General features: G+C 64.9%; 12 protein-coding genes. 7 read left to right on the top strand and 5 right to left on the bottom strand.

What is annotated here, in order from left to right:
* Positions 1-52: 52 nt before the first annotated feature.
* Genes E0504_RS08785 through E0504_RS08775 form a run of 3 tightly spaced genes read left to right on the top strand, consistent with a single transcriptional unit; the run spans position 53 to position 2,216 of the window.
* Positions 53-1,183, top strand: a complete 1,131-nt coding sequence (locus E0504_RS08785; protein WP_131623890.1) for a bifunctional 2-C-methyl-D-erythritol 4-phosphate cytidylyltransferase/2-C-methyl-D-erythritol 2,4-cyclodiphosphate synthase — start codon at positions 53-55, stop codon at positions 1,181-1,183.
* A 12-nt stretch (positions 1,184-1,195) separates the two neighbouring features.
* On the top strand, positions 1,196-1,723 hold the full coding sequence (locus E0504_RS08780; protein WP_131623161.1) for a hypothetical protein: 528 nt from the start codon (positions 1,196-1,198) through the stop codon (positions 1,721-1,723).
* A complete protein-coding gene (locus tag E0504_RS08775) occupies positions 1,716-2,216 on the top strand; it encodes a CinA family protein (RefSeq protein WP_131623159.1) in 501 nt (166 codons plus the stop codon). Before E0504_RS08780 ends, E0504_RS08775 begins: the two co-directional genes overlap by 8 nt.
* On the opposite strand, the gene E0504_RS08770 is transcribed toward E0504_RS08775, so the two are convergent.
* Both E0504_RS08770 and lipA read right to left on the bottom strand, forming a co-directional pair.
* Positions 2,177-2,638, bottom strand: a complete 462-nt coding sequence (locus tag E0504_RS08770) for a type II toxin-antitoxin system RatA family toxin (protein WP_131623157.1) — start codon at positions 2,636-2,638, stop codon at positions 2,177-2,179. The two genes, E0504_RS08775 and E0504_RS08770, sit on opposite strands and share 40 nt — an antisense overlap.
* Positions 2,638-3,564 (bottom strand): lipoyl synthase, encoded by a 927-nt coding sequence (lipA, locus tag E0504_RS08765; RefSeq protein WP_131623155.1) that lies wholly within the window; start codon positions 3,562-3,564, stop codon positions 2,638-2,640. Before lipA ends, E0504_RS08770 begins: the two co-directional genes overlap by 1 nt.
* Before the next feature lie 58 nt (positions 3,565-3,622).
* Here lipA and E0504_RS08760 point away from each other — a divergent pair, with 58 nt between their 5' ends.
* Together E0504_RS08760 and E0504_RS08755 are read left to right on the top strand one after the other, a co-directional pair.
* Positions 3,623-4,276, top strand: coding sequence for a carbonic anhydrase (locus tag E0504_RS08760; protein ID WP_131623887.1), 654 nt, complete (start codon positions 3,623-3,625; stop codon positions 4,274-4,276).
* 34 nt (positions 4,277-4,310) lie between these two features.
* Entirely contained in the window at positions 4,311-5,042 is a 732-nt protein-coding gene (locus E0504_RS08755) for an NYN domain-containing protein (protein ID WP_131623885.1), read from the top strand.
* A gap of 71 nt (positions 5,043-5,113) precedes the next feature.
* On the opposite strand, the gene E0504_RS08750 is transcribed toward E0504_RS08755, so the two are convergent.
* Entirely contained in the window at positions 5,114-6,394 is a 1,281-nt protein-coding gene (locus tag E0504_RS08750) for a hypothetical protein (RefSeq protein WP_131623153.1), read from the bottom strand.
* A 297-nt stretch (positions 6,395-6,691) separates the two neighbouring features.
* Here E0504_RS08750 and gyrA point away from each other — a divergent pair, with 297 nt between their 5' ends.
* Positions 6,692-9,529: a DNA gyrase subunit A gene (gyrA, locus tag E0504_RS08745; RefSeq protein ID WP_131623151.1), complete on the top strand. Its 2,838-nt coding sequence runs from the start codon at positions 6,692-6,694 to the stop codon at positions 9,527-9,529.
* 64 nt (positions 9,530-9,593) lie between these two features.
* Here gyrA and E0504_RS08740 read toward each other — a convergent pair whose 3' ends face one another.
* Positions 9,594-10,241 (bottom strand): lysoplasmalogenase, encoded by a 648-nt coding sequence (locus E0504_RS08740; protein WP_131623149.1) that lies wholly within the window; start codon positions 10,239-10,241, stop codon positions 9,594-9,596.
* Between the two features lie 66 nt (positions 10,242-10,307).
* On the opposite strand from E0504_RS08740, the gene trmFO reads away from it, so the two are divergent.
* Positions 10,308-11,657 carry a methylenetetrahydrofolate--tRNA-(uracil(54)-C(5))-methyltransferase (FADH(2)-oxidizing) TrmFO gene (gene trmFO / locus E0504_RS08735; RefSeq protein WP_131623147.1) on the top strand — a complete coding sequence of 450 codons (1,350 nt, stop codon included), beginning with the start codon at positions 10,308-10,310 and terminating at the stop codon, positions 11,655-11,657.
* Here trmFO and E0504_RS08730 read toward each other — a convergent pair.
* Positions 11,654-12,115 (bottom strand): hypothetical protein, encoded by a 462-nt coding sequence (locus E0504_RS08730; protein ID WP_131623145.1) that lies wholly within the window; start codon positions 12,113-12,115, stop codon positions 11,654-11,656. The genes trmFO and E0504_RS08730 overlap by 4 nt on opposite strands.
* Between the last annotated feature and the right edge of the window lie 22 nt (positions 12,116-12,137).

The following is a 12,137-nucleotide window of genomic DNA, read 5'->3' as shown; positions in this document are numbered from 1 at the left end:
GCAGGCGCGTAGTGGATTGAAGGCCTGCGCGCAAGGCGGTAGCGCCGCCGGCGTGACTGCCCTCCCCTCCTTCGCCGCGATCGTCGTTGCCGCTGGCCAGGGCCTGCGGGCCGGTCAGCCGATGCCAAAGCAATTCGCGGCATGGCGCGGCAAGCCCGTCGTTCGTCACTCGGTAGAGGCGATGCTGGCCGCAGGTGCGTCGCCGGTCGTCGTCGCAATACCCGCAAGTGCGGACGATGTAGCTCGACAGGCTCTATCAGGTCTGACGGTGACGTTGGTGACTGGCGGCGAGACCCGGCAGCGCTCGGTTGCCCTGGCTTTGGAGGCGATCGGCCCTGCGGAGCGCGTGCTCATCCACGACGCTGCGCGGCCTGTCCTTCCGCGCGCCGTCATCGAGCGAGTTCTGGCTGCGCTGGATAAGCATTCCGGCGCGATCCCCGTCCTGCCAATGGTCGACAGCCTCGCGTTCGAAAAGCACGGGCTGATGACGCAACCAGCGGACCGAAGCGCGCTGCGCCGGGTGCAGACGCCGCAGGGTTTTCGTACCGAGGCGATCCGCGCAGCGCACCGGGCGTGGGCCGGCTTGCCCGATGCCGGCGATGATGCGCAGGTCCTTCGCGCCGCGGGAGAAGAGGTAGCGATGGTCGAGGGAGACGAAGCATTGGCGAAGCTGACGTTCGCGCAGGACTTTGCCCAAGCGCCGGCGCCGGTGCGGGTGGGCACCGGGTATGATGTCCATCGCCTGGAACCCGGCGAGGAATTGTGGCTGTGCGGCGTCCGGATCGAGCACGACTTCGGCCTTGCCGGTCACAGCGATGCCGATGTCGGGCTGCACGCAGTTGTCGACGCACTGCTGGGCGCGATCGGCGCGGGTGATATTGGCCAGCATTTTCCGCCAAGCGATCCTCAGTGGCGGGGATGCCGCTCGGCTCGTTTTGTCGAACATGCGATGTCGCTGGTCCACGCTGCCGGCTACCGCGTGGGCAACATCGACCTGACGTTGATCTGCGAAGCGCCCAAGATAGGGCCGCATCGCGAAGCCATGCAGCAAGCGCTCGGCGCCCTTGTGCAGGTGGATGCAGGCGCGGTAAATGTGAAGGCGACCACTACGGAGCGGCTGGGCTTCACGGGGCGCGGCGAAGGTATTGCCGCACAAGCTGCGGCCACGCTGATTAGAATCTGAAAGGGTTGTGAGATGAACAAGATCGCTGCGTTGGCCGCTCTCGCAGTACTGGCGATGCCCGCCAGTGCTCACGCCGCGAAGGTGGCTTCGGCCAAATCGCAGATCAAGCCGGAATCGGCCCAGGCGGCGGTCCGCTATGCGTTGCCGCACCTGCTGTCCGGAGTGCGTGCCACCTGTGCTTCGCGCCTGTCGGCCAACGGTTATCTGGCGACGAACGGGGCGGCGCTGCAGCAGCGGTTCGCTCAAGGTGCGGACTCCGCGTGGCCGGCGGCGCGACAGGCGCTGCTGGAGATGGGAGCGAAGGAAAAGGCCGATATGGCTGGCATGTTCGCCCAGATGCCCGATTCCGCGCTTAAGCCGTTCGTCGATGCCATGATCACCACGATGGTCGGCACCGAACTGAAAGCAGACGATTGCCCCGATATCGAGCGCGGCCTGCAACTGCTCGCCCCGCTTCCGCCGGAGAATATCGCCGGACTCGCGGGGTTCATCTTCGAGATGGTCGATCGCGGCGACAAGAACGGGGCGAAGGGTGGTTGATGCCCTTCTGCCCGACGAGATCGTCGCGCTCGCGCGCCGGGTCGTCGAGGAAAATGCCGCTGCCGGGCGGCGGGTGGCCGTGGCGGAAAGCTGCACCGGCGGTTTGGTCGCCGCCGCGCTGACGGAAATCGCCGGCTCGTCCGCCGTGCTCGACCGCGGCTTCGTGACCTATTCCAACAAGGCCAAGCAGGAATTGCTCGGCGTGCCGAGCGACATCATCGAGACGTTCGGCGCGGTATCGATCGCCTGCGTCTGGGCCATGGCGCAGGGTGCTATCGATCGCAGCGACGCGGACGTCGCAGTGGCGATCAGCGGCATCGCCGGACCTGGCGGAGGGACCGAATTGAAACCGGTCGGCACCGTGGTGTTCGCCCGTGCGCGCCGGGACGCCGACGCCGAACCGGAAGGCGAACGGCGGGATTTCGGCGACTTGGGTCGGAGCGAGATTCGCCGTCAGGCGACGCTGGCGGCGCTGGAACTGCTGCTGCCGTAGAGGTCGTCGGCCCGCGATTCGAAAGCGGCCATCATCTTGCGGAACGCGCGGTCGAAATATTGCCCCGCGAGTGCTTCGAACACGCTGCTGCGGAAGGTGAAGTCGACGCAAAAGTCGATTTCGCAGCCGCCGTCCGGAGTGGGTGTGAACAACCAGCGGTTATCGAGATCTTTCATCGGCCCGTCGAGATAGATCACCTCAATATGACGCGGACGCTGCTTCACCACGCGCGAGGTGAACTTCTCGCGCAGGTGTTTGAATCCCACCAACATGTCGGCGACCATTTCGGTGTCGGTATCCGATCGGACGCGGCTGGCGACTACCCACGGCAGAAACTCGCCATAACGTCCCACGTCGGCGACCAGATCGAACATCTGCTCCGCGCTGTATGGCAGCCGGCGGACTTCGTGGATTCCGGGCATCAGGCCCCCTGGCGGACCAACTTGGCTTCGCGTGCCGCGCGCATCGCGGCGAAATCGTCGCCGGCGTGATAGCTTGAGCGGGTCAGCGGGCTTGCGGCGACCTGCAGGAAGCCCTTGGCCCTCCCGATCGCGCCGTAGGCGACAAACGCCTTGGGAGTGACGAATTCCTCCACCTTCGCATGGCGCGGAGTGGGCTGCAGGTATTGCCCCATGGTGATGAAATCGACCCCGGCGGAGCGCATGTCGTCCATCACCTGATGCACTTCCAGCCGTTGTTCGCCCAGCCCCAGCATGACGCCCGACTTGGTGAAGATCAGCGGATCATGCGCCTTCACTTCCTCGAGCAAGCGCAGCGATGCGTAATAGCGCGCGCCTGGGCGGATCGTAGGGTAGAGCCGCGGGACGGTTTCCAGGTTATGATTGTAGACGTCGGGCCCAGCCGCGCAGATGGCCTCGACCGCAGGGCGCATCTTGTTGCGGAAATCGGGGGTCAGGATCTCGATCGTGGTGCCAGGCGTCTCGCGCCGTAGTGCCTCGATGACCTTGACGAACTGAGAGGCGCCCCCGTCGGCCAGATCGTCGCGGTCAACGCTTGTGACGACGATATGCTGCAGGCCCAGCTTGGCCGCCGCCGCTGCCACGTGTTCGGGCTCCAGCGGATCGACCGTGCGCGGCATACCCGTCTTGACGTTGCAGAACGCACAGGCCCGGGTGCAGACATCGCCCAGGATCATCACGGTGGCGTGCTTCTTCGTCCAGCATTCGCCGATGTTGGGACACGCCGCCTCTTCGCACACCGTGTTGAGCGACAGGTCGCGCATCAGTTGGCGTGTCTCGTGATAGCCTTTGCTCACCGGCGCTTTCACCCGAATCCAGTCAGGCTTGCGTTCTCGTAAGGGGCGCGGCGCGGACGCGAGATCGTTCATGCCCCGCCACTTAGTGCCGGGGCTTGTCAGCGGCAAGGCCGTGCGGCATCGCCGCGGCATGACCAATGCCCCTTCAATCGAACTCGCCGGCCTTATCGAAGGCTATCGCCGCTTCCGGGAAACCGGCTGGACGCAGCGGCGGGAGCGGTGGGCGGCCTTGAGCGAAGCTCAGGAACCGCGGGTGATGGTGATCGCGTGTTCAGATAGCCGCGTCGATCCGGCGCAGATTTTCGACATTACCCCTGGAGAGATCTTCGTGGTCCGCAATGTCGCCGCGATGGTCCCCCCGTTTGAGACTACGCCAGGCCATCATGGTGTGTCCGCCGCGCTGGAATTCGCAGTCCAGTTTCTCAAGGTGCGCGAAATCGTGGTGATGGGCCATGGAATGTGCGGCGGTTGCAAGGCAGCCCTCACGCAGAGCATGCACGGGACGGAACCGGGCCAAGGCGGATTCATCGCTGACTGGATCGACCTGCTGGATGATGCGCGAGAGGAAGTGGTCGCGCAGCATGGCACCGAAGGGCGGGAGGCAGAGCGTGCGATGGAACAAGCGGGGGTCAAGGTCAGCCTTGCCAACCTGCGCACGTTTCCCTGTGTCGCTGAACTGGAAAAGCAGGGCCGCCTCCGCCTGCGTGGAGCGTTCTTCGCGATCTCCGATGGCTTGCTGCACCTGCTGGATGAGGACAGCGGCGAGTTCGAGCCGGTTGCTTAAGGGCCGGGCTGCGCGCATCTAGCCGCGCATGGACATGAACGAGAATCTCAAGAACATCGCCCTGCTGATCGACGCGGACAACATCACCCCGGCCGCGATCGACCCCGTGCTAACCGTCATGGCGGAACTGGGCCAGGTCAACATTCGCCGCGCATACGGCAACTTCGCCAAGCAGGGTCTGGCGAAGTGGGACACGATCACCAACCGTTACGGCATCCGGCCGCAACAGCAGTTCGACGTGTCTAAAGGCAAGAACGCGACCGACATGGCGATGACGATCGACGCCATCGACCTGCTTTATCAGGGCAAGGTCGACGGGTTCGGCATCATGAGCTCCGACAGCGATTTCACGCCGCTCGTCACCCGACTGCGGCAGGATGGCATCGTGGTCTACGGCTTCGGCAGCACGAAGACCCCCCAGGCGTTCAAGTCGGTCTGCACACGGTTCATTGATGTCGATCAGCTGATCAAGACCTCGCAGGCGCAAGAGACCGTGCCCAGCGCTGCGACCCAGAGCGTCGCGGCGGAAAACCTGACCGCGGACACCGAACTGATGGAATTGATCGGCGCGGCCTACAAGGAGGCCAAGCGCGACGAAGAAGGCTGGGCTCGCGTCCAGCAGGTCGGCCAGATCGCCGGAAACCGTTCAAGCTTCGATGTGCGCAATTATGGCTTCAGCAGCCTGTCGGCGATGTTCCGCAATCTGCCCAACTTCAAGGTCGAGCGCCGCGAGGGTGCCGAACTGTGGGTCAAGCGCCTGCGCTGATCTAAGAGCACAAAAAGGGGTGCGGACCCCCACGGATCCGCACCCCCCGTCATGCCTGCCCTTCTGAGCGGTTACTGCGCGGCAGCAACGGGCTTGGCGCCCTGGCTCGCGTAGAGCGACCACAGCCGCGCGATTGCCTGACGCGCACCTTCCACCTTGGCGAAATTCGCCTCGGCCTCGGCAGTCTTGCCCTGATCGAGCTGAGCGATGCCCAGGCGGGTCAGGATGCGGGCCGTGTCGACGCCAGGCTTCGACAAAGCGAGCTTGTAGAACTCCTCAGCTTCGGCCGGCTTCTGATAGCTCAGGAATGCATCGCCGGCAGCTGATAACGTTGCCCCGGTGGCGCTGGGCAGACGCGCGTCACGCGCCAGCTTCGGCAGGTCGGCCAGATCGGCGTTCAGGCGTCCCGCGGCCACCGTCCGGGCTTCCGCCACGTACACGTCATTGGGCTTGAGCAGGTTGGCCGCGACGCCAGCCTCGATGATCCGCTGAGTTTCGCCCGGAAGACGCCGCGCGTCGACAGCCTCGATATAGTCGACATAGTCACGTTCCGTGCGCAAGGCATTTGTCCGCTGGGCAAGCCGGAGCAGGTCGAGCAGTTCCTGGCCCTCATAATTGTTGAAATTGCGCTGGATCGCGATCGCATCCCCCCAGCTCGTCTGCGAGGGATAGTACTGCGCATACATCGCTGCGAACTTCGCGGCTTGTGGAGCGAGTTTCGCCTCGTAAGCCATCGCAAGACCGCGCTTCAGCCACGTGTCGGGGACCGTCTGGCCCGCAGCAACCTTCTTGGCGATGGCCTTGTCCAGGTAATCGATGCCAGCGGCATTCTGATCCTGCGCGAAATAGGTTTCGGCGATCAGCTGCTCGCCTTCGGTGTAGCCCGCGGCAATCGCCTGCTCGCCGAACGTCCGTGCCGCAGTCCAGTCCTTGTCCTGGTACGCGAGCTGCGCGGCGGCCGCGAGGTGCTTCGACCGGTCGGCCGCACCCTGTGCGCTGCCGCTGCCGATCATCATGGCCACGCCCTGTCGCTGCAGCGCCATGTCCTTGAGCTTCGCACCCAGGTTGTAGGTCACCTGCCCGGCTGCGAACTTGTCGTCAGGGGTCTGGGCAGCGGCATGCAGAGCCGCCAGTTCAGCCTTCAGCGGGGCGAGATCGCCGCCGGCGTTCACCTTGGCGGAGAACGGCTGATAGGCGCCTACGAACGCCTTCGAATAGTTGACCTTTGGCGCGGCGGGCGCCTCCTGCTTCTTGGCGGCCTGTGCAGGCGCGGCCAAAGTCACTGCTGCTCCGGAAGCGAGCGCAACGGCAAGAACCAGGCGCGAGGCGCCGGAACGAGCAAACACGAACATCCAGTAGTCTCCCATTGAGTGGTATTGCGGCCACCTGTCCGGCCGCGCTGCCAGGCGAGCGGCTAGTGCCGCCTGTTCCCCGACATTGCAAACTCTCTCGCTGATGAGCCGTGAACCGCCTTTGAACAGGCGCGTCAGCCAGCGCTCAGCGGTTGCTGTTCCGTTGCGCCATTCTTATGTGGAAAAGGTCGCCCGCGCAGGCGCGGCAGACACGTTGCAACTGGCAGTTTCCCACCCCCTGCCCTAGGCTTGCTCAACCGCAGCGCCGTCGCGCGCGCCACAAAGAAAACGAAAACATTGAGCGACGATACCGAAACCCTGACCGCCCCGTCTCCGATGGGTGAATACGCCCGCATCGACATCGTCGATGAGATGAAGACGAGCTATCTCGATTACGCGATGAGCGTGATCGTCGCGCGCGCGCTGCCCGATGTGCGCGATGGGCTGAAGCCGGTGCATCGGCGCATCCTGTTCGCCAGCAACGAAGGCGGCTTCGTCGCCGGACGGCCTTACCGCAAGAGCGCCAAGATCGTCGGCGACGTGATGGGCAACTATCACCCGCACGGTGACAGCGCGATCTACGATGCGCTGGCGCGGATGGTGCAGCCCTGGTCGCTGCGGGTGCCGTTGATCGACGGCCAGGGCAACTTCGGCTCGATGGACCCCGATCCCCCGGCGTCGATGCGCTATACCGAAGCGCGGCTGGCGCGGGTCGCTAACAGCTTGCTGGATGATCTCGACAAGGACACCGTCGATTTCGTCGAGAATTACGACGGGTCGCGGCGCGAGCCGTCGGTGCTGCCGGCGCGCTTTCCCAACCTGCTGGTCAACGGCGCGGGTGGCATCGCCGTGGGCATGGCGACCAACATCCCGCCGCACAATCTGGGCGAAGTGATCGATGGCTGCCTGGCACTGATCGACAACCCGCTGCTGTCGCCCGAAGAGTTGATGGCGATCATTCCCGGTCCGGATTTTCCCACCGCGCCGCTGATCCTGGGCCAATCCGGTGCTCGCAACGCCTACATGACCGGGCGCGGATCGATCCTGATGCGCGCGCGGCATACGGTGGAGACTGGCCGCGGCGGCAAGGGCGAAGGTCGGCAATCGATCGTCTTCACTTCGATCCCCTATCAGGTCGGCAAGTCCGGCCTGGTCGAGAAGATGGCGGAAGCCGCCAAGGACAAGCGGATCGAGGGCATTTCCGACATCCGCGACGAATCCAACCGCCAAGGCGTGCGGGTGGTCGTCGACCTGAAGCGGGACGCCACGCCCGAAGTGGTGCTGAACCAGATCTGGCGGCACACACCTGCGCAAGCGAGCTTCCCGGCCAACATGCTGGCGATCCGCGGCGGCCGGCCCGAGACGCTGGGCCTGGCGGACATTCTGCGCGCCTTCATCACCTTCCGCGAGGAGGTGATCACCCGGCGCACGAAGTTCGAACTGAACAAGGCGCGCGAACGGGCGCATATCTTGCTCGGCCTGGTGATCGCGGTGTCCAACATGGACGAGGTCGTGGCGATGATCCGCGGCTCCAGCAACCCGGCGGATGCGCGGGCCAAGCTGCTCGCGAAGGAATGGCCGATCGGCGACATCGCGCAGTACATCGCGCTGGTCGAGGCGATCGAGCCCTCGGCGGACGAACACGGCGGCACGTACCGCATGTCCGAGCGGCAGGTTCGCGCGATCCTTGAACTGCGGCTTCACCGCCTCACCGCGCTGGGCCGCGACGAGATTGGCGACGAGCTCAAGCAGTTGGCGACCGCGATCGAGGGTTACCTCGAAATTCTGGGTGACCGGGCGAAACTCTACGCGGTTATGCGCGCCGAGCTGACCGAAATCCGTGATCTTTATGCCACCCCGCGCCTCAGCGAGATCGCGCCTGCATGGGATGGGCTGGAGGACGAGGACCTGATCGAACGCGACGAGATGGTCGTGACGGTCACGCATGGCGGCTACATCAAGCGGACCCCGCTCTCCACGTTCCGGGCGCAGCATCGCGGCGGCAAGGGCCGCAGCGGAATGGCGACCAAGGACGAAGACGCGGTGGTCGAGATGTTCGTCACCAGCACTCATAATCCCGTGCTGTTCTTCACCAGCCTGGGGCGGGTCTATCGCCTCAAGGTATGGAAGTTGCCGGAAGGCGGACCGCAGACCAAGGGACGCCCCATGGTGAACCTGCTGCCGCTGGCGGACGACGAGAAGGTCACGAACGTTCTGCCGCTGCCCGAGGATGAAAATGCCTGGGGGTCGCTGCATATCGTGTTCGCGACGGAACAGGGGATGATCCGGCGCAATTCGATGGATTGCTTCGCCAACGTGCCGACCAACGGCAAATACGCCATGGGTTTTGTCGAAGGCAGCGGTGACCGCTTGATCGGGGTGTCACTGGTAGCCGAAGGCCAGGACATCTTTCTCGCCAGCGATGAAGGGCGGGCCATCCGCTTCGCCGCCACGGATGCGCGTGAAACGAAGAGCCGGACCGGCATCGGTGTGCGCGGAATGGCGTTCAAGGGGGACGGCAAGGTTGTCTCGCTTGCCGTGCTCGACGCAGGCGAAGCCGATTACGAGGTGCGGGACGCCTACATTCGTTCGGCTCGATGGAAGGACACGCCGGCTCCGCTGGGCCTGGAAGCCGATAAGGCAGCGGCCATGGCGGAAGGTGAGGAATTCCTGCTCACCATCACCGCTAACGGTTTTGGCAAGATCTCGTCGGCTTACGAGTATCGGCGTACGGGCCGGGGCGGCTTGGGGCTGACCAACATCACGGATCCCGACTCGCAGCCCGGGCGCAATGGTCCGGTGGTAGCGACCTTCCCGGTCCGCCACGGTTCGCAACTGATGTTGGTGACCGACCAGGCGAAATTGATCCGGACTTCGATCGACCTCCGCCACATGCTGGACCGCGACGGCGGTTTCCGCATCGTCGGTCGCAGTACGTCGGGCGTGCGCATTTTCAACGTGGCCGAGGGCGAGCACGTCGTCGGTGCAGCGCTGATTGACGAGGAAGCGGAACCCGAGAATGCCGCCGAAGAAGCGGTGGTGGAAGAAATGCTGGGCCGAAGCGCAGCGACGACGACGCCCGATACCACCCCCCAAAGCGACGCCGACATGAGCGGGGAGCCTGGCGGAGAGTGATCACCGGCGCCTGATGGACATAGCGGTGACGCGAGAGCCGCGCCGCCGTTTTTGATGCAGGAATTTACGCCCGGTGATCCCGCCGGACTGCCTGAACGACGCCGGTGCAGATCAGTAGCTGTGCGGCGTAGTAAAGCGGCCAGATGAACCAACTGGTCAGCGACTGCTGCAGCACGCCGCCAAGCCTGGCGAAGATGAGCAAGTCGCTGATCACGAACAGCAGGGCGCCGACGCCCACGCGGTATCGGCTGAACCGGCTAAGCCACGCGCTTGCGGCCATTGAACCCAGTGCGACCGCATAGATCACTGTCAGGCTATCGTGGGTCAGCAGCCAAGCGCCGAGGGGGACGCCCATCGCCAGCGCTGCGGCAGCCAACCTTTGCGATCCCGCCGGGTCCGGCCGCCGATTGCGCAGATAAAGCGTGATCGCCACGAGGTGCGCGAGAAGAAAGAAGGCGCCGCCGGCCACGGTGCTGAGCTCGATGCCGACATCGCCTGCCGCGCCAAGCGCCATGACCCCCGCGATCATTCGCCCGTCCCGCGCCGACGTGCGCGATAGGGCGTAAGCCGCCAGCGCGGCGACCGATCCGCCCTTGAGCGCGATCTGGAACATGCCGCCCAGCGGCCCTCCGGATACCATCCAGAACACGATCGACATCGCCAGGCCCGCAAATAGCCACGGACGATGCTCGATCAGTGCGCGCTTCACCATCCTTCACCCCCGTCCGGTGCAACTGCCCTTGAACACCATGCCGTGCAAGCTCTAGGCGGCAGGGCGATGGCACATGATATTCACGTAATCGGCGGCGGCCTGGCTGGTAGCGAGGCGGCATGGCAGCTCGCCCGGCGCGGCTTGCGGGTGCGGTTGTCGGAGATGCGCGGCGGGGGCGACAGCACCCCGGCGCATCAGGGCGATGGCTTGGCTGAGCTGGTTTGCTCCAACTCGTTCCGCTCGGATGATAGCGAGAAGAACGCGGTTGGCCTGCTGCACCACGAGATGCGCGCGCTCGACAGCCTGGTGATGCGTGCTGGCGAAGTCGCCCGCGTGCCGGCCGGATCTGCGATGGCGGTAGATCGGGACGTGTTTTCGGCCGCGGTAGAACGGGAGCTTGGCGCACTGCCCAACGTGGAGATCGTGCGTGAGCGGATCGATGCGTTGCCCGCGGCGGGCCCTGCCATCGTCGCCACCGGACCCCTCACCGCCGCCACGCTGGCGAGCAGTATCGCACAAGCCACCGGGCAGGACAGCCTCGCCTTCTTCGACGCCATCGCCCCGATCGTTCACCGCGACAGCATTGATATGGACACTTGCTGGATGGCGGCGCGCTGGGACAAGGGAGGCAAGGATTACATCAACTGCCCGCTGAACCGCGAGCAGTACGAAGCTTTCGTGCAAGGTCTGCTCGACGGGGAGAAGACCGAATTCCGAGAGTGGGAGGCAAACACCCCCTATTTCGAGGGCTGCATGCCGATCGAGGTGATGGCATCGCGTGGGCCGGAAACCTTGCGCTTCGGGCCGATGAAGCCCGTCGGGTTGGACAACCCCCACTGGGCCACCGCCGAACATCCGAACGGCCGCTGGCCATACGCGGTGGTGCAACTGCGACAGGACAACAAGCTCGGCACCCTATGGAACATGGTCGGCTTCCAGACCAAGCTGAAGCATGCCGAGCAGGTGCGACTGTTTCGTACGATCCCCGGCCTGGAGAACGCCGAGTTTGCCAGGCTGGGCGGCCTCCACCGCAACACCTTTCTCAACTCGCCGATGGTGCTCGACCGCCAACTTCGGCTGAAGGGCGCGGAGAACGTGCGCTTTGCCGGTCAGATCACCGGCTGCGAAGGGTATGTCGAAAGCGCCGCCGTGGGCCTGATGGCGGGGATCATGGCTGCGGCTGAGATAGGCGGGCGCGAATGGAACTCGCCGCCGCGCACGACCGCGCTCGGCGCGCTACTGGCGCATATCACGGGTGATGCCGAGGCGGAGACCTATCAGCCGATGAACATCAATTTCGGGCTGTTCCCGCCACTGTCCGAAGTACGCAAGAAGGTCCGTAAGGAAGCCTACACTGATCGCGCCAAGGCGGATCTTGCGCGGTGGGTCAGCGAACGGTCGGTGGAGCCCGCCTAGCAGCGGCAGGCGGGCTTGCGCTGCGCTGGTTTCGGCGCGGTGCGGGCAAATTCCACCATGTCGAGTTCGCGGTCGCCATCGCGGTCAGCCCCTTCGAACCGCTGGACGGTGGTGACCGCCCACTCCTCGAAATCAAGCAGGTTGTTGCCGTTCTTGTCGAGCTTGCGGAACGCTGCGCTGCGGGTCGAAAGCATTTCGTTGCGGGTGATCCGCCGGTCCCGGTTGCGATCGAACCGGAAGAAACGCTGTTCCTCGCGGGTCAACTCGGTCGCTTCGGGCGGAGCGGGACCACGCAGATCGGCGGCGGCATCGGTCGGCAGGTCCTCAGGGGCAGGCTTGACCGGCTGTGCCATCGGCGGCGGCGCGCCCTGCTCCACCTGCGCCCTGCCCTGCCACCAGAACATGCCTACTCCGACGAGGACGAGCGCCAGCACGGCCCCCAAGACTAACCGGTTCATTCGCTGCGACCCCCTATTGGGC

The organism is Parafrankia sp. BMG5.11 (assembly GCF_004337455.1).
The sequence above is the reverse complement of the archived record's forward strand: the minus strand, read 5'-3'. Positions and strand labels throughout refer to the sequence as shown.